Source organism: Pseudomonas sp. St386, from assembly GCF_018325865.1.
Classification (GTDB): domain Bacteria; phylum Pseudomonadota; class Gammaproteobacteria; order Pseudomonadales; family Pseudomonadaceae; genus Aquipseudomonas; species Aquipseudomonas brassicacearum.
Map to the genome: position 1 here is coordinate 5781034 of NZ_AP021900.1, position 16746 is coordinate 5797779.

General features: G+C 59.0%; 13 protein-coding genes and 2 rRNA genes. 6 read left to right on the forward strand and 9 right to left on the reverse strand.

Annotated features, from left to right (window positions below; all coding sequences use genetic code 11):
- Positions 1 to 106 precede the first annotated feature (106 nt).
- Positions 107 to 1267 carry a hypothetical protein gene (locus KI235_RS25570; protein ID WP_003205578.1) on the forward strand — a complete coding sequence of 387 codons (1161 nt, stop codon included), beginning with the start codon at positions 107 to 109 and terminating at the stop codon, positions 1265 to 1267.
- 180 nt (positions 1268 to 1447) lie between these two features.
- Entirely contained in the window at positions 1448 to 1975 is a 528-nt protein-coding gene (locus KI235_RS25575; RefSeq protein WP_003205579.1) for a hypothetical protein, read from the forward strand.
- Between the two features lie 10 nt (positions 1976 to 1985).
- Here KI235_RS25575 and can read toward each other — a convergent pair whose 3' ends face one another.
- Positions 1986 to 2630 (reverse strand): carbonate dehydratase, encoded by a 645-nt coding sequence (can, locus tag KI235_RS25580; protein ID WP_003205581.1) that lies wholly within the window; start codon positions 2628 to 2630, stop codon positions 1986 to 1988.
- A gap of 5 nt (positions 2631 to 2635) precedes the next feature.
- Positions 2636 to 2764, reverse strand: a complete 129-nt coding sequence (locus KI235_RS30655) for a hypothetical protein (RefSeq protein WP_256365268.1) — start codon at positions 2762 to 2764, stop codon at positions 2636 to 2638.
- On the opposite strand from KI235_RS30655, the gene KI235_RS25585 reads away from it, so the two are divergent.
- Positions 2763 to 3167 (forward strand): hypothetical protein, encoded by a 405-nt coding sequence (locus KI235_RS25585; protein WP_003205583.1) that lies wholly within the window; start codon positions 2763 to 2765, stop codon positions 3165 to 3167. The two genes, KI235_RS30655 and KI235_RS25585, sit on opposite strands and share 2 nt — an antisense overlap.
- A 188-nt stretch (positions 3168 to 3355) precedes the next feature.
- Here the strand turns inward: KI235_RS25585 and rimI are convergent, their stop codons facing one another.
- Positions 3356 to 3808 (reverse strand): ribosomal protein S18-alanine N-acetyltransferase, encoded by a 453-nt coding sequence (rimI, locus tag KI235_RS25590; RefSeq protein WP_003205585.1) that lies wholly within the window; start codon positions 3806 to 3808, stop codon positions 3356 to 3358.
- Positions 3801 to 4580: a hypothetical protein gene (locus tag KI235_RS25595; RefSeq protein ID WP_013694215.1), complete on the reverse strand. Its 780-nt coding sequence runs from the start codon at positions 4578 to 4580 to the stop codon at positions 3801 to 3803. Before KI235_RS25595 ends, rimI begins: the two co-directional genes overlap by 8 nt.
- 181 nt (positions 4581 to 4761) lie before the next feature.
- Here KI235_RS25595 and mksB point away from each other — a divergent pair, with 181 nt between their 5' ends.
- The 3 genes from mksB to mksF are packed head-to-tail and all read left to right on the forward strand — an operon-like array spanning position 4762 to position 9570.
- Positions 4762 to 6042, forward strand: a complete 1281-nt coding sequence (mksB, locus tag KI235_RS25600; protein WP_013694216.1) for an Mks condensin complex protein MksB — start codon at positions 4762 to 4764, stop codon at positions 6040 to 6042.
- Positions 6032 to 6733 (forward strand): Mks condensin complex protein MksE, encoded by a 702-nt coding sequence (gene mksE / locus KI235_RS25605; protein ID WP_003205590.1) that lies wholly within the window; start codon positions 6032 to 6034, stop codon positions 6731 to 6733. The genes mksB and mksE overlap by 11 nt, the downstream gene beginning before the upstream one ends.
- Positions 6730 to 9570 (forward strand): Mks condensin complex protein MksF, encoded by a 2841-nt coding sequence (mksF, locus tag KI235_RS25610; protein ID WP_043042862.1) that lies wholly within the window; start codon positions 6730 to 6732, stop codon positions 9568 to 9570. Before mksE ends, mksF begins: the two co-directional genes overlap by 4 nt.
- 214 nt (positions 9571 to 9784) lie before the next feature.
- On the opposite strand, the gene KI235_RS25615 is transcribed toward mksF, so the two are convergent.
- From KI235_RS25615 to KI235_RS25635, 5 genes are all read right to left on the reverse strand, one after another.
- Positions 9785 to 12088, reverse strand: coding sequence for an MlaD family protein (locus tag KI235_RS25615; protein WP_003205594.1), 2304 nt, complete (start codon positions 12086 to 12088; stop codon positions 9785 to 9787).
- Positions 12081 to 12704 carry a paraquat-inducible protein A gene (locus KI235_RS25620; protein ID WP_013694217.1) on the reverse strand — a complete coding sequence of 208 codons (624 nt, stop codon included), beginning with the start codon at positions 12702 to 12704 and terminating at the stop codon, positions 12081 to 12083. The genes KI235_RS25615 and KI235_RS25620 overlap by 8 nt, the downstream gene beginning before the upstream one ends.
- The gene (locus tag KI235_RS25625) at positions 12691 to 13350 is read right to left on the reverse strand and encodes a paraquat-inducible protein A (protein ID WP_212795352.1); all 660 of its coding nucleotides are present in this window, start codon (positions 13348 to 13350) and stop codon (positions 12691 to 12693) included. Before KI235_RS25625 ends, KI235_RS25620 begins: the two co-directional genes overlap by 14 nt.
- Positions 13351 to 13498: 148 nt before the next feature.
- Positions 13499 to 13614: ribosomal RNA gene (gene rrf, locus KI235_RS25630) — 5S ribosomal RNA — on the reverse strand.
- A 168-nt stretch (positions 13615 to 13782) separates the two neighbouring features.
- Positions 13783 to 16674 (reverse strand): 23S ribosomal RNA (locus tag KI235_RS25635).
- Between the last annotated feature and the right edge of the window lie 72 nt (positions 16675 to 16746).

Genomic DNA, 16746 nt, shown 5'->3' on the forward strand with positions numbered 1-16746 from the left:
AAAAAAGGGCCGATATTTCCATCGGCCCACTTCTTCTTCGGCCCGGTCTGTTTCAGTATGGATGCGCCCTGTTTCGAGGGGCCCACACGCTGAAAAGGATCTGAGCATGTCCAAAATCGCCGTACTTTCTTTTGCCGCCCTGGCCTTCAGTGCCGCCGCCCACGCCACCGACATTGACGTACAACTGGGTAGCACCGAACGCGTCACCCGTCTCTTTGCCTTCCCCAATAACTGCAACGTCATCTGCTTTCGCGACTGGACCCTGGAACAGACCGTCGAGCACTACCTGACTCAAAGCGTGCAGCGCGACGGCTACGGCACGGCCAAGGTCCACGTCAAAATCGATAACGACAAGGTCTATGCCAGCATCAGCGGCGTACCGAAGAGCTACGGCCAACCACTCAAGGCCCTGCTCGACGCCGGTGACCTGGCGTACAACGGTGCCTCGAAACTCAACAGCGACAAGAAATGGTCCTACAACTGGTATCTGTTCCTGCCGCTGGGCATGGCCCTGGAAAACCGCAAGAGTGTCGAGTTGCTGCACTTCCCGCCGGACTACTCCCTGACCCAGGCCCAGGACTACCTGGAGTCGGCCACCACCGACCGTTGGGCCACGCTGCTGACCGTCAACGGCATTGCGGTTGAACAGACGCCGGCCTACCAGACCATTATCGACATCGCGCCCATCGCGGCACCGTCCAATGCTGGCAGCACATTGGAAGGGCTCTACAGCTACTTCAACGATTACCAAACCACCATGGTCACACAGGTCACCCAAACCGCCAGCGGCGCCGCATTGCCGATGGTGGCCTTCGGAGCGCCCGTTCGGAACTGGATCAAGACCCAGTACGGCCAGACCGTGAATGTGCTCAGCTTGGCGACCATCACAACCGGCAGCGGGGTCAAGGTTCCGGTCCTGGGCTCCAACCACCCGAGCTATATCTGGTACGCCGCCGACAAGGACAGCTACGACGGTGACGAAGCCAAGGCCGATGCCGCCGGCCTGAAAGTCATGGGCCAGGACCTGAGTGCTTCATGCTGGCAGGCCGGCATGGGCAGCAAGCCAGGCACCGACCCGAGCACACTGCTGAACCAGTGCACGCAAACCTGGCAAGTCACGCAAAAGGAAAAGACCTGTGAATTGTTCTACACCTCCATTCGCAACTTGACGCCGGATGAAGCGGCGAAAAAATGCGAAACACCGGCGATCAAGTCGCAACTTCCACAACTGAAGGTGCCCATGCCACTGCCAGCCGAGGCGGTCTAAACCTTGAGGCGCCTTCCCGCGTAGGCTGGCGCTGACGCGGGGAAGCGCCTTTGGCACCTGTCAGAGTCGACAGTAGATGACGCCCCCGACTTGGGCGAAGCTATCAAGGTTTTTTTCAACGACCGCCGGCAGGATCGCCAGCGCCAGAAAGTCGAGTGTTTAGCACCGACAAGGACTGTCATGACCACGTTCATTACAGATCGCGCCTGTTCACAGCACCGGGATTGCATCTACCCGGAAAAACCACTCAGTACCCGCCTGGGCTACCCCTCGGTGCACGACTTCGAAGTGCGTCGCACGACCGACGGCCGCGGCAACGCCATCATCGCCCGAAAATCATTCGCCCCCATGGAGAGGATGTGCAGGGTTTCGGGGCTGCTGGTGAGCCGACGGCGCCTGCACACGCTGCAGATCCTGCCGGACGTCCACATGTATGACCCGCGCTTCGCCGGATTGCTGCTGCATTCCTGCAACCCGAATGTCTTCCTCGACATGAGCGAACTGTGGCTGTGGTCACTGGCCCACATCGATGAAGGTGACTGCCTGACGATGGACTACGCCAGTACCGAACAGAAACTGTATCGACAGTTCGCCTGCCGGTGCGGTTCACCCAACTGTCATGGCTGGATTACCGGCTATGACGAACCGCCCAATGAGCAGGGAATGAAGTTTCTACGGCACTGGCGCCGACAATGTCACCGCGACTGACGAACCGGACTCAAGGCGCGTCGACCGGACGCAGCCGATACTGTGGCGGCAACTGTTCGAAACCGCTGATCGTGGTGTCCAGGCTCTTCCAGCGTCCATCCTTGATGCCGTAGATGCAGCCATGGATCGACAGTTTCTGCCCGCGATGCCAGGCGTTCTGCACTATGCTGGTATGGCCGACGTTGGCCACCTGCTGGATCACGTTCAACTCGCACAGCCGGTCGACACGTTCCTCCTCGGTCGGCAATTGGCCCAACGCCTCGCGATGTTCGTAGTACAGGTCGCGAATCGAGCGCAGCCAGCCGTCGATCAGGCCCAGTTGCCGGTCCTGCATCGAGGCACGCACACCGCCACAGCCGTAATGGCCTGTGACCAGGATGTGTTTGACCTTGAGCACGTCCACCGCGTACTGGATCACCGACAGGCAGTTGAGATCCGTGTGCAGCACTACGTTGGCCACGTTGCGGTGTACGAACAGATCGCCCGGCAGCATGCCGACGATCTCGTTGGCCGGCACCCGCGCATCGGAACAGCCGATCCACAGGTATTCCGGGGTTTGCTGACGAGCCAGCTTGGAGAAGAAGTCAGGATCTTCCTGCTTGATCGCATCGGCCCAACGCGCGTTGTTATCAATCAGATCTTGTAATTCGTTCATGCTGTCTAGCCTCGATTGAGAGTGCGCAACTGTGACAAACGACCGCCGGTCGAGGTCACGTCGGCGATGCATTGGAATTCCTGGATGCGCTGCCGGTCGACACCAGTAAGGCCCACAGTATGAGGAATTGCCATGAATGATTCACGACGCCCCTTCGATGCGACGCAACCGGAACCCATTGACGACAATGAGGATCGCATGGGCTCGATGCATGAACTGGAGTTCGACGAAGAAGAACCCAGCGCGAAAATCGGTGACGAACTGCCGGAAAACGAACGCGAACACCTGATGCCTCGCGAACGCGTCCGTGAAGCCGGGATGACCGGGGCTTCGACGGATGATCACGAATCGACCGACGACGACATGAGCCCGGAAACCCTCATCCACGAAGACGGCGCCCGGGACGCCCACGAGACCGGGGACGACGAACAGGCAGACTGGGACCTGAGCGTGGTGGATGAAAATGATATTGGCGGGGGCGATGGGCTGGACGAAGCGGAAATGGCGGATATCGATCCGCTGGATGGCAAGCGCTGACCCGACAATCGCCATCGCGAGCAAGCTCGCTCCCACAGTGGTTTTGTGTTTGGCCTCGGATTTAATGTACACCGCCAAGCCCCTGTGGGAGCGAGCTTGCTCGCGATAGCCGTGGCTCAGTTTGCATCAATGTTGGATGTACCGCCGTCTTCGCGAGCAGGCTCGCTCCCACAGGGGGGCGTGGCAGTTCAGTCCACCAAGGTACAAGCCATGACCACCGCATCCTCACGCCCACCCACCGCCGGGTAGTAATCCCGGCGCCGGCCAATTTCATTGAAGCCATAGCGCTCATACAGCCGGAACGCCGTGCGGTTGCTGTCGCGCACTTCCAGGAAACACTCCCGGGCCTCGGCCTTGTAGGCAATCGACATCAAATGTTCCAACAGGCGCAAACCCAGGCCTCGGCCCTGGTTTTCCGGTTTGACGGTGATATTGAGCAGGTGCGCCTCATCCAGGATGATCTGCACCACACCATGGCCCACTTGCTGCTGGCCTTCGAACATCAGCCAGATCTGGTATTTGCCCAGACCGTCGAGAAATATCCCCCGGGTCCAGGGGTGGCTGTAGGCGGCGTATTCGATTTTCAGTACAGCGTCGAGGTCCGCCTCGGTCATCGGGCGGAACGATACAGCGTCACTCATTCGATTCTTTCCAGCGCGCCATCAGCCGGCGCATGGCTTGCCAGACATCAGCCTTGCGCTGTGGCGTTTCCATTAACAGTTCCAACCCGGGCAACGCCCAGGCCGAGCCCAGGCCTTCGACCTGCAATTCACGATTGAACGCTTCGGCATCCGCCTCGCCGGCAAACTTCACCGCCGGCAGGCCGATCAGCCACAGGCACACGCAGGGCTCGTCTTCGAGGCGCGCCGAAACGAACCCCTGGACAAAATCCCGCGCCGCTTCGGGCCCCTGGTCCATGGTGCCGCGCGACAACAGCGGCCAGCGCACCGGTTCGCCAATGATCTGCGGGCTATCCGGCAGACCGGCGGCGCGCAGCATGTCCTTGAGCAGCAAGTAGGCTGGATCGCGGCTTTGAAACGGCTCACCCGTAGGCAACTCCACCAACAGCAGGCAACGCCCGGCCCGCAGCAGTTGCAGGGCGAAACGCGGCGGCGCGACGTAGGGCGCCTTGGGCGGCGCCTCGACAACTTCTTCCACCGGCTTGGCATTGGTACGGGTCGAGGCCAGGCTCGGACGCGGCACTTCGATTTTTGGCCGTTCGACCACGGGCGCCACCGGCTCGGCAACCGTCTTGGCCTCAGGCGCGGTCACGACCGGCGCGATGTACTCGGGCTCGGGCGTTTCCAGCAGCTCGGGCCGCGAGGGGGCGGCGAACGGCAATTCGGTACGCGGCAGCCAGTTGACCACCTGCATGGCGGTCAGATAGGCGCGGCGACGGGACTCGATAAGCAAGGGTCGGCCACTTGTGGATAACTGAAAGTGGGGGGGATTCTACCGCCCTTCGAGGCGGATCGCTTCCCTGTTGAGCCAATAGTTGATCGATAGCAAACGACAGTCCGTCCAAGGGGTGAATCGCAACCGGCCCGATGCAGTACAATCGCCGCTTTTAATTGCCAACCCGACGGCCATTGCGATGATCGAACCCAAGCGCGTCTTGCGCGCCCTCGCTGAACACTGGGCATTGCTGGAACCTTTGTGCGAGCACTTCGACCAGGGCACCCTGAGCCTCAACGAATTGCGTTCACAGCTGGCCGCCCAACAACTGGACAGCACGCCTCAGGACATCACAAGCCTGCTGGATGTGTGGATCCGCCTGGACATCCTCGTACCGGTGGCGAAAAGCCCGAACCGCTTCGAGCTCAACGCCCAGATCCATGACTTCCTCGCCTACCTGCGCCGCGAACACCGCCTGGGCCTGTGCCTGGAGATCGAAGCCTACCTGCGCCACCTCGAGCGCCTGGCCGGCTACATCCAGGACGCCTTCGACATTCGCGACGGTAACGACCTGGCCCGCCAACTGCGCCTGCTGGACATGCGCGTGCGCGACGTGCTCAAGAAACTCGCCAACGACGAACAGGCCCTGGTGGCCGTCGCCGAACGGGCCAAGACCAGCGACCGGCAGATCCCGCTGCGCCAACGCTATGCCGAAGTGCTGGCGACCTGGGACGAATACGTCGAGCCGATGATCCAACTGGTGAACGCCGACGGCGCCTTCGAGCAAGGCGTGCGCAAGGTCGAGAACGTGCTGTTGCGCATGCTCACCGAACAGCAGCGCCTCGGTCACCTGGTGGACGACGACATGCTGCTGCGCACCCACGCGCGCATTCTCGAGATGCAGACCAGCGCCCAGTTGACCCTGCGGCATGCCCGTGAACTGCTCCTGCCACTGCGCGAAGAGGCTCGCCGGCACAACGCAGTGACCCGTGGCGCGGCTTTGGCCCTGGCGGCCATTCGTCGCAAAGGCATCGATGCCGTGCCGCAGGCCGCCATGCCGATGTTTACCCGGCCGCAAAGCACGTTCCTGGGCAGCGCCAGCCAGGTCGAAGCCTATGTCTATGCGCTGGCCCGTTTCGAACCGAAACCGGCGCGCTTCCCCAAGTCCCACAAGACCCACAAGGGCGGCGAGGCACCGCGTGCGCCACGCACCGTGCGCGAGATGGTCGAGCGTTGCGAAGACGCCCTGCCGATGCCGGACCTGATGAGCTGGCTGCTGGAACAGGAACCGGACGGCGCCACCGACGAATTGCTGTACTGGTTCTCGCGCCTGTCGCGGGAAAAACGTTTCAAGCGCGAGCGTCTGGAACGCCGCGACTATCACACTCACGAGCATCAGGTCAGCCTGCGCTCCTTCGCCCTGCTCTCGGCCGGCGACACCGCCGCCGAGGATTCTGCGAGCATCCCCCATGCATCTTGATCTATCCGAACTGTCACAGCTGGCGCCGATCTTCCGCGAGCTGTTCAAGGGCTACCACGTCAGCCGCCGCGACCCGGAGCTGTACGCACAACTGTCGAACTTCCAGGACCAATACCGCACGCTGTTCAAGGCCCTGGGCTTCGAACTGGTGTGCGATACCCGTGGCTTCTATTACTTCGTGCCGGACCTGGCCGCCGCGGCGGTGAACAAGACCGCCCAGCGCCTGGCCCTGTTCACCTTCATCCTGGTCGAGCATCTGGCCGACCAGGGCCGCGACCCGATTGCCGTGCTCGACGGCGGCAGCCTGGGCCGCGATGAGCTGCCGTCGCTGCTGGAAAAGTACCGCGACCTGTTCATCCAGGCCGAAGTACAGACCCAGGAAGAACTGGAAGAGAAAATCATGCGACGCATGACCCAACTGGGTTTTGCCAGCGAAGAAAACGGCGTGTACCGCTTCCTGCCGCCGATGCATCGCTTCCTCGACGTGTGCCTGTCGGTCCAGCAGGACCGCGACCTGGCCGCCAGCCTGCACAGCGTGCTGCCGTTGCCGGTGCCCGTGCTGATCGACGAAGACAGCGACGAAAAACTGCTGCAGACCGATGATCCGCTGGACCTCAGCGAATTTGAAGGTGAGAGCGAAGAAGACGCACTGGCCCGCGCCATTGCCGAAGAACAGGAGACCGACGCATGAGCAAGGAACGCTACGGCATCCGCCGCTTTGCCCTTTTGAACACCGCCGGCTACAGCCTCGGTCTGTTCCCGCTGGAAGAACCGCTGTCGGTCTATGGCGCGAACAACCTCGGTAAATCCGCCTCGATCAACGCCTTGCAGTTCCCGATCCTGGCGCGCATGTCGGACATGAGCTTCGGCAAGTACAGCCTGGAACAATCCCGGCGTTTCTACTTTGCCTCGGACACCAGCTACATCCTGGTGGAAGTCGCCCTGCCCCACGGCCCACACGTGATTGGCGTGGTCGGTCGCGGCCCTGGCGGCGGTTTCGGTCACCAGTTCTTTGCCTACGCCGGCAAACTGGACTTGGCCCACTATCAGAAAAATGACACCTGCCTGCGTCAGAAAGAGCTGTTCACCAACCTGGAGCGCGAAGGCCTGAAAGCCTACGAACTCAAGCCGGATGAACTGCGACGCCTGCTGGTGGGTGGCCACACCTCGATCCCGCTGGACCTGACGCTGATCCCGCTGCGCTCCACCAGCGAGCAAAGCCTCAAGACCTTCCGCGCGCTGTTCATCAACCTGCTGCACATGCGCGAAATCACCGCAGCCAAACTCAAGCAACTGTTCCTCGACGCGTTCGAGCACAGCCTGCGTTCCGGTAGCGTGGACTACATCGCCGCGTGCGAAGAAGCCTTCCGCGACGTACGCCGCATGGAGCAGGACTACAACTCCCTGGTGGCGGCCGGTCCGCTGGTGGAAGCCCTGGCCAATGGCGTGAAGCAGCGCGATATCCTGCGCGGCAAATTGCATCGCCTGTCGCCATTGCTCGACTCATTGCTCGGCACCTGGTCGGACTACGCCAGTGCGCGCAAGGAAGAGCTGACCATCCAGGCCGAACACTACCGCAACGAACAGGATTCGCTGCAGAACGACCAGCGCGGCGGCACTCAGGAACTGATGCGCCTGGAGCGGGAAATCAGCGGCATCCAGCGTTGGCTCGGCGAACTGTCGGTGCTCAAGCATCGCTTTGCCCTGGTGGATGACGTCAAGGTCCTGGAGCAGCAACTGCTCGCAGCCAAGGACGCCCACGACGAACTGGCCGGCGCCCTGGCCCAGTCCCGGCAGTTCAGCGCCGAGGACCTGGAGGAGCGCCTGCGGGACCTGGAAAAACGCCTGAAGTCGGTCAAGCAGCAACTCGATCACGCCGACAACAACAGCTATGCCCGCCTGCGGGAAGAGTTCTCGCAGCAGGACGTCGAACGCCTGATGCGCCTGTTCAACAGCGCCCTGTTCAGCCTGCCGCTGGGCGAACACGGCATCGCGCTGGACGAGAATGGCGAGTGGGTCAAATCCATGGAGCTGATCCTCGACGGCTTCAAAGGTGAGCGTTTCGAAGTGCCGGGCCTGTCTATCGACCTGTCCCACATCGAACCGCCTGCCCTGCAAGCCCTGGCCGACCGCGCCGCGCTGCGCGACCAGAAAGAACGCCTGGAAAAAGAACTCAAGCAGCTCAAGACCCAGCAAGCCGTGGCCGCCGACCGCGCCGCGAGCAAGACCCAGACCGAAGCGCTGTACCAGCAGGTCCTCGATGCGCAGAAAGCCCTGGAAGACTTCCGCCGCAGCCAGACCCTGAGTGCCGAAGAAGGCGAGAAGCTCGAGCAACTGGCGCAGATGGAAGCCGCCCAGGACGAACTCAAGCGCTCCAGCGATGCCTTCACCGAGCGTGTCCAGCAGCTGTCCGCCAAGTTGCAGTTGGTGGGCCGGCAGATCGCCGACATGGAAGCCAAGCAACGCACCCTCGACGACGCCCTGCGCCGTCGTCAATTGCTGCCGGCGGACCTGCCGTTCGGCACGCCATTCATGGACCCGGTCGACGATTCCATGGACAACCTGCTGCCGCTGCTCAATGACTACCAGGACAGCTGGCAAGGGCTGCTGCGGGTCGACGGCCAGATCGAAGCGCTGTATGCCCAGGTGCGCCTCAAGGGCGTGGCCAAGTTCGACAGCGAAGACGACATGGAGCGACGCCTGCAACTGCTGATCAACGCCTATGCCCACCGCACCGACGAGGCCCTGACCCTGGGCAAGGCGCGCCGTGCGGCCGTGACCGACATCGCCCGGACCCTGCGCAACATCCGCAGCGACTACGACAGCCTCGAACACCAACTGGCGCTGTTCAACCGCGAGATCAACAAGCGCCAGGTGTCCAACCTGCAGAGCTTCCGGATCGTCCTGGCGCCGAACAAGGAAGCGCTCAAGCACATCGACCAGATCATCCACAGTGCCGGCCAGTACGAGGAAGGCGAGACGCTGTCGGTGTTCGACCTCAGCCAGAGCGCCGAGCAGGACAACAAGAACGAAGAAGCCAAGGAATACCTGGCGCGGCTGGTGGCGGCGAACCACAACCAGCTCGGTCTCAAGGACCTGTTCGAGCTGGCGTTCGAGATCACCAAGGTCAACGGCCAGCCAGTGATCCACACCGACATCGACGGCGCGGCGTCCAACGGCACCACCATGACCATCAAGGCGCTGACCAACATGTACTTGTTGCTGCACCTGATGGACCGCGAACAGGCCGGCCGCGTGCGTCTGCCGTACTACCTGGACGAAGCCGCGGACATCGACGAGAAAAACCAGGCCGCCCTGCTGGAAACCAGCCTGCAACTGGGCTTCGTGCCGATCCTGGCCAGTGTGAAGCCGCAAGTCTGCGCCAGTGTCGCCATCGACCTGGAAGGTGGCAGCGGCCCGAACGGCATCTACATCGACGAAGCGGACTGGAAGTACATCCGTCGTCACGATGCGGTGAAGGCCACGGTGAATGTCCAGGCCGACGAGCCGGAGCTGGATTCGGTGTGAGGTGAATTACCGGGCATGAAAAAGGCCGCGATCCATTGGATCGCGGCCTTTTTTATTGCGCTGGTTTTGAGTCGTCAGTGCAACTGATGGCCTCATCGCGAGCAAACTCGCTCCCACAGGTTTGGCGTCGTTCATGGCAATCAAGTACGACATTCATCCATTGTGGGAGCGAGCCTGCTCGCGATGGCGTCAGAACAGACTAACGCCACTCCAATCACTTACCGAGACTGATCTTCGGCGCCCAAGTCAGCCATTCATCTTCAAACTTATCGAACAGTGGGAAAGTCTGCTCCGGTCGAGCCGGATTGCCCATTCGTTCGCCATCCGGCGTTGCGAACGCAATGCCGCCCTGGATAAGCGTTTCAAGCGACTCGGTGCGCACCGTCGCGCCCTTGAACAGACCAAAGTCCAGACCGAAACCACTGCTATTCCAGAAACGTGTGCCGCTGCGCACCAGCGGCGCATACTTGGGCTCGATCAGGATATGGATCAGCACCCGGTCCGCGGTCTGGCCCAGTTCATAACCGGTGACCTTGCCCACCGTAATCTCGCGATAGGTCACCGGTACGCCGATCTTCAACGAACCACGGCGGGCCGCGCTCAGCACCAGGCTCAGTCCTGCTTCGGGCACAGCGCTTTCCGGTGGGTTGGCCAGGGCCACGAAGCTTTTCTGCGGCCCGAGGTTTTTCGCCGAAGGCTGCACTTCAATGTATTGGCCGGTTACCAGCGTTTCCAGGTTGGAGGTCTTCATCAACCCCAACTCCGGCTTGACCACCCAGAACTGGGACCCGACCCGGGCGATGCGCTCCGGCACTTCGGTGATACGCGCCGTGAGCAGCACCGATTGCATATCGGCGCTGAGATCAACATCCTCGATCTTGCCCACATCCAACCCTTTGAACCGGATCGGCGTACCACTGCGCAAACCATCGGCGCGATCGACCTTGATCGTGACCTCAGTGCCTCGCTGTTGTGCGGCTTCGTGATCGGCGAACAGGCGGAAACGGGGGATGCGTCTTTTCAGCGGCACATTCGGTTCCGGAGTTTCGAAGGCAATCCCACCAGCCATCAGGCTTTGCAGGGACTCGCTCTTGACCTGGATCCCGCCCGTCAAACCTCCCGTAAGCGTGATACCACTGGCGTTCCAGAAACGTGTCGAGCCGTTGACCAGCCCTTCGTACTCCTTCTCGATGTGCACACCAATGATCAGCTGCTTCTTCTTGCGGGAGAACTGATAGCTCTGCACCGACCCGACCTTGACCTGCTTGTAGAGGATCGGACTGCCGACCTCCAGCGATCCGAGGTTTTCGGTCAGCAGGACCAGGTGCAGCCCCGGGGAACGCAAGTCCAGTGGTGGAGCTTTTGCCCGGGCTTCGAACTCCCGTTGCGGCGCGCCGCCCTTGTCACCCGGTCGCACGGCAATGTAGTTGCCCTTGACCAACGCTTCCAGGCCGGTGATACCCGCCAGCGAGATCGATGGCTTGACGACCCAGAACTGCGTGCCGGTTACCAGGTAATCTTCGGCCAAGGGGTCCAGGGTCAATTCAGCCGTGGCGCTGGCCAGGTCCGGATCGACCTTGAGGTTCTTCAGGCTGCCGACCTGGATGCCTTTGTACATGACCGGCGTACGACCGGCCTGCAACCCTTCGAAATCGCTGAGCTTGACCTTCACTCGAATGCCCGCCGCAGCGGCGTCAAAGTCTTCGTAAAGACGGAACGGCAGGCTTGGGTCCGTCGGCGGGCTGTCCTTGCGGCTTTCCGGCGTGGCGAAGGCAATCCCTCCGGCCACGATGCTGGCCAGGGACTCGCTGCGCACTTTGACGCCCGAGAGGTTGGCATCGATGCTGATGCCACTGGCATTCCAGAAACGCGTGTGTTTGCGCACCAGGCTGGCATAGGTCGGCTCGATGAAGATTTTGATCTCGACCTTGCTCTGATCCTCCGACAGCAGGTAGCTCTTCACCTGACCGACCTGAATCTGTTTGTAGAACACCGGGCTGCCACGGTTCAGCGAACCCAACCGATCAGCCTTGAGGGTCAAGTGCAACCCCGGCTTGGCATCCGACAGCGGCGGCTCTTCGGCCAGGGCCTTGAATTTACGGGCCGACTCCCCTTCACCTGGGCTGATAGCCACATAGTTACCCGAGACCAGGGTTTCCAGGCCAGTGATCCCGGCCAGACTCACGCTCGGCTTGACCAGCCAGAAACGTGTTCCGGTCTTGAGGTACTGCTCGACGTCCTTGTTCATCTCGATGGTCGCGACCACCCCCTTGGAGCTGCCTTCGTCATCGAGGGTAAGAGCCGTCACTTTGCCGACCGTCATCCCTTTGTAGACGACTTCGGTTTTGTTGACCTGGATGCCTTCTCCGCTCTCAAAGCGCACATTGATCTCGATTCCGGTCTCGTTATAAGCCCGCCAGCCGAGCCAGCCGCCGATGATCAAGGCAATCAACGGCAGGACCCAGATGGCCGACCAGTTCGAAGCCGGTCGAGTTTTAGCGGTAGGCAAATCAGTCATGGTCGTCATCCGACTCCGTGTTATCCCAAATCAGTCGGGGATCGAAGGTTACTGCGGCAATCATTGTCAAAATCACTACGCTGGCAAAAGCGATCGCGCCGAGACCGGCTTCGACACTGGCGAGCCGTCCGAAATTCACCACGGCCACCAAAATGGCGATCACGAAAATATCCAGCATCGACCAGCGACCAATGAACTCGATGAAACGGTACATAAGGATGCGTTGCTGCGCCGACATAGGCTGATGCCGCTGAACGGAAAACAACAACAAGGCGATGCCCACCAGTTTGAAAGTGGGTACAACGATGCTGGCGATGAACACCACGGCAGCAATAGGAATCATGCCGTGTTGAACCAGCTCGATGACGCCGGCCATGATGGTACTCGGGGCGCCCTGGCCCAGCGAGTTGATAGTCATGATCGGCAACATGTTGGCCGGAATATAAAGAATCGCGGCCGTGATCAACAATGCCCAGGTCCGCATCAAGCTGTTCGGGCGACGGGGGTGAACCAGCGCGCCGCAGCGAGTACAGGTTTGGTTATCGGCCTCAGCATCCTGCCGATTCAACTCGTGGCACTCCGTACAGATCAGAATCCCTGCATCAATCGCCCGCATGGGCATCTTCTCCTGATAACGCCTGCCAGATCTGATGGGGTGACATCACCACCTCCAGCCAGAACTGGACCAGCAACAAACTGATGAAGCACACCAGGCCAAGGCCTACGGTGATGGCCGCCATGTCTGCCAACTTGACGATGGCCACCAGCACCCCCATGAGGTAGACCTCAAGCATCCCCCAGTCTCGTAGATGGTGATAAATGCGATACAGCAACAAACCGTAACTACGGCCAAAGTCCAAGCGAATGGACAACAGCACCACCAACTGACAAAGCAACTTGAGTAGTGGAATGCCCATGCTGCACAGGAACACCACTGCCGCGATGCCTTGCATACCGGTATCAAACAGCCCGACCACCCCACTCCAAACGGTGTCCTGGGAGGACTGCCCGAGCAGATTGAGTTCCATGATGGGTAAGAAGTTGGCCGGCACATATAACAGCAGGGCCGCGATAACCAAGGCAAGACTGCGTTCAACTACATTGTGCCGATGAGCATAGAGCTCATAGCCACAACGGCGGCACTCGGCTTTTTCACCATGGGCCAGCTGAGGCTTGCGCATCAACAGGTCGCACTCATGACACGCCACCAGATCGCTCAGGGGCAGATCTGACAACCTATCAATGTCTGACGGATCGGGCATAAACAGCTCTGGCTCAGCTAAGGTGGGGCTATTCTAGTGCTCCGGCTCGGAAATAACTGTGCAAATTTATCACGAGCTTTCGCAGACTTTCCTGGGGGCAAAAACAAAACCCCTACCTGCATCAGCAGATAGGGGTTTCGGAATTTAATCTTGACGATGACCTACTCTCACATGGGGAAACCCCACACTACCATCGGCGATGCATCGTTTCACTGCTGAGTTCGGGATGGGATCAGGTGGTTCCAATGCTCTATGGTCGTCAAGAAATTCGGGTACTGAGTCGCGGCCAGTCGGCCTCGCTTCAGCAAATTGGGTATGTGATAGCTTTGGTGTTTTGTGAGATTCGAACTTTCGGTTCGTTTCGTCTTCACACACCGCAATCTGGTCTCGTTCGCTTTTCAGCTCGGAGGATACAAATTGCTTGGGTGTTATATGGTCAAGCCTCACGGGCAATTAGTACAGGTTAGCTCAACGCCTCACAGCGCTTACACACCCTGCCTATCAACGTCGTAGTCTTCGACGGCCCTTCAGGGGACTCAAGGTCCCAGTGAGATCTCATCTTGAGGCAAGTTTCCCGCTTAGATGCTTTCAGCGGTTATCTTTCCCGAACATAGCTACCCGGCAATGCCACTGGCGTGACAACCGGAACACCAGAGGTTCGTCCACTCCGGTCCTCTCGTACTAGGAGCAGCCCCTCTCAAATCTCAAACGTCCACGGCAGATAGGGACCGAACTGTCTCACGACGTTCTAAACCCAGCTCGCGTACCACTTTAAATGGCGAACAGCCATACCCTTGGGACCGGCTTCAGCCCCAGGATGTGATGAGCCGACATCGAGGTGCCAAACACCGCCGTCGATATGAACTCTTGGGCGGTATCAGCCTGTTATCCCCGGAGTACCTTTTATCCGTTGAGCGATGGCCCTTCCATACAGAACCACCGGATCACTAAGACCTACTTTCGTACCTGCTCGACGTGTCTGTCTCGCAGTCAAGCGCGCTTTTGCCTTTATACTCTACGACCGATTTCCGACCGGTCTGAGCGCACCTTCGTACTCCTCCGTTACTCTTTAGGAGGAGACCGCCCCAGTCAAACTACCCACCATACACTGTCCTCGATCCGGATAACGGACCTGAGTTAGAACCTCAAAGTTGCCAGGGTGGTATTTCAAGGATGGCTCCACGCGAACTGGCGTCCACGCTTCAAAGCCTCCCACCTATCCTACACAAGCAAATTCAAAGTCCAGTGCAAAGCTATAGTAAAGGTTCACGGGGTCTTTCCGTCTAGCCGCGGATACACTGCATCTTCACAGCGATTTCAATTTCACTGAGTCTCGGGTGGAGACAGCGCCGCCATCGTTACGCCATTCGTGCAGGTCGGAACTTACCCGACAAGGAATTTCGCTACCTTAGGACCGTTATAGTTACGGCCGCCGTTTACCGGGGCTTCGATCAAGAGCTTCGCGTTAGCTAACCCCATCAATTAACCTTCCGGCACCGGGCAGGCGTCACACCCTATACGTCCACTTTCGTGTTTGCAGAGTGCTGTGTTTTTAATAAACAGTCGCAGCGGCCTGGTATCTTCGACCGGCGTGGGCTTACGCAGCAAGTGCTTCACCCTCACCGGCGCACCTTCTCCCGAAGTTACGGTGCCATTTTGCCTAGTTCCTTCACCCGAGTTCTCTCAAGCGCCTTGGTATTCTCTACCCAACCACCTGTGTCGGTTTGGGGTACGGTTCCTGGTTACCTGAAGCTTAGAAGCTTTTCTTGGAAGCATGGCATCAACCACTTCGTCACCCAAAGGGTAACTCGTCATCAGCTCTCGGCCTTAGAATCCCGGATTTACCTAAGATTCCAGCCTACCACCTTAAACTTGGACAACCAACGCCAAGCTGGCCTAGCCTTCTCCGTCCCTCCATCGCAATAACCAGAAGTACAGGAATATTAACCTGTTTTCCATCGACTACGCTTTTCAGCCTCGCCTTAGGGACCGACTAACCCTGCGTCGATTAACGTTGCGCAGGAAACCTTGGTCTTTCGGCGTGGGTGTTTTTCACACCCATTGTCGTTACTCATGTCAGCATTCGCACTTCTGATACCTCCAGCAAGCTTCTCAACTCACCTTCACAGGCTTACAGAACGCTCCTCTACCGCATCACTTACGTGATACCCGTAGCTTCGGTGTATGGTTTGAGCCCCGTTACATCTTCCGCGCAGGCCGACTCGACTAGTGAGCTATTACGCTTTCTTTAAAGGGTGGCTGCTTCTAAGCCAACCTCCTAGCTGTCTAAGCCTTCCCACATCGTTTCCCACTTAACCATAACTTTGGGACCTTAGCTGACGGTCTGGGTTGTTTCCCTTTTCACGACGGACGTTAGCACCCGCCGTGTGTCTCCCATGCTCGGCACTTGTAGGTATTCGGAGTTTGCATCGGTTTGGTAAGTCGGGATGACCCCCTAGCCGAAACAGTGCTCTACCCCCTACAGTGATACATGAGGCGCTACCTAAATAGCTTTCGAGGAGAACCAGCTATCTCCGAGCTTGATTAGCCTTTCACTCCGATCCACAGGTCATCCGCTAACTTTTCAACGGTAGTCGGTTCGGTCCTCCAGTTAGTGTTACCCAACCTTCAACCTGCCCATGGATAGATCGCCCGGTTTCGGGTCTATTCCCAGCGACTAGACGCCCTATTAAGACTCGCTTTCGCTACGCCTCCCCTATTCGGTTAAGCTCGCCACTGAAAATAAGTCGCTGACCCATTATACAAAAGGTACGCAGTCACCCAACAAAGTGGGCTCCCACTGCTTGTACGCATACGGTTTCAGGATCTATTTCACTCCCCTCTCCGGGGTTCTTTTCGCCTTTCCCTCACGGTACTAGTTCACTATCGGTCAGTCAGTAGTATTTAGCCTTGGAGGATGGTCCCCCCATATTCAGACAAAGTTTCTCGTGCTCCGTCCTACTCGATTTCACTTCTAAGATCCTTTCGCGTACAGGGCTATCACCCACTATGGCCGCACTTTCCAGAGCGTTCCGCTAAAATCAAAGAAGCTTAAGGGCTAGTCCCCGTTCGCTCGCCACTACTAAGGGAATCTCGGTTGATTTCTTTTCCTCAGGGTACTTAGATGTTTCAGTTCCCCTGGTTCGCCTCTTGCACCTATGTATTCAGTACAAGATAACCATCTTATGATGGCTGGGTTCCCCCATTCAGACATCTCCGGATCAAAGTCTGTTTGCCGACTCCCCGAAGCTTTTCGCAGGCTACCACGTCTTTCATCGCCTCTGACTGCCAAGGCATCCACCGTATGCGCTTCTTCACTTGACCATATAACCCCAAGCAATCTGGTTATACTGTGAAGACGACATTCGCCGAAAATTCGATCTGGCTCTAAGAGCC

Excerpts from the sequence above, each read along its gene's own strand:
- KI235_RS25570 (WP_003205578.1), top strand. The coding sequence starts at position 107 with ATGTCCAAAATCGCCGTACTTTCTTTTGCCGCCCTGGCCTTCAGTGCC.
- KI235_RS25575 (WP_003205579.1), top strand. The coding sequence starts at position 1,448 with ATGACCACGTTCATTACAGATCGCGCCTGTTCACAGCACCGGGATTGC.
- can (WP_003205581.1), bottom strand. The coding sequence starts at position 2,630 with ATGAACGAATTACAAGATCTGATTGATAACAACGCGCGTTGGGCCGAT.
- KI235_RS25585 (WP_003205583.1), top strand. The coding sequence starts at position 2,763 with ATGAATGATTCACGACGCCCCTTCGATGCGACGCAACCGGAACCCATT.
- KI235_RS30655 (WP_256365268.1), bottom strand. The coding sequence starts at position 2,764 with ATGGCAATTCCTCATACTGTGGGCCTTACTGGTGTCGACCGGCAGCGC.
- rimI (WP_003205585.1), bottom strand. The coding sequence starts at position 3,808 with ATGAGTGACGCTGTATCGTTCCGCCCGATGACCGAGGCGGACCTCGAC.
- mksB (WP_013694216.1), top strand. The coding sequence starts at position 4,762 with ATGATCGAACCCAAGCGCGTCTTGCGCGCCCTCGCTGAACACTGGGCA.
- mksE (WP_003205590.1), top strand. The coding sequence starts at position 6,032 with ATGCATCTTGATCTATCCGAACTGTCACAGCTGGCGCCGATCTTCCGC.
- mksF (WP_043042862.1), top strand. The coding sequence starts at position 6,730 with ATGAGCAAGGAACGCTACGGCATCCGCCGCTTTGCCCTTTTGAACACC.
- KI235_RS25615 (WP_003205594.1), bottom strand. The coding sequence starts at position 12,088 with ATGACTGATTTGCCTACCGCTAAAACTCGACCGGCTTCGAACTGGTCG.
- KI235_RS25620 (WP_013694217.1), bottom strand. The coding sequence starts at position 12,704 with ATGCGGGCGATTGATGCAGGGATTCTGATCTGTACGGAGTGCCACGAG.
- KI235_RS25625 (WP_212795352.1), bottom strand. The coding sequence starts at position 13,350 with ATGCCCGATCCGTCAGACATTGATAGGTTGTCAGATCTGCCCCTGAGC.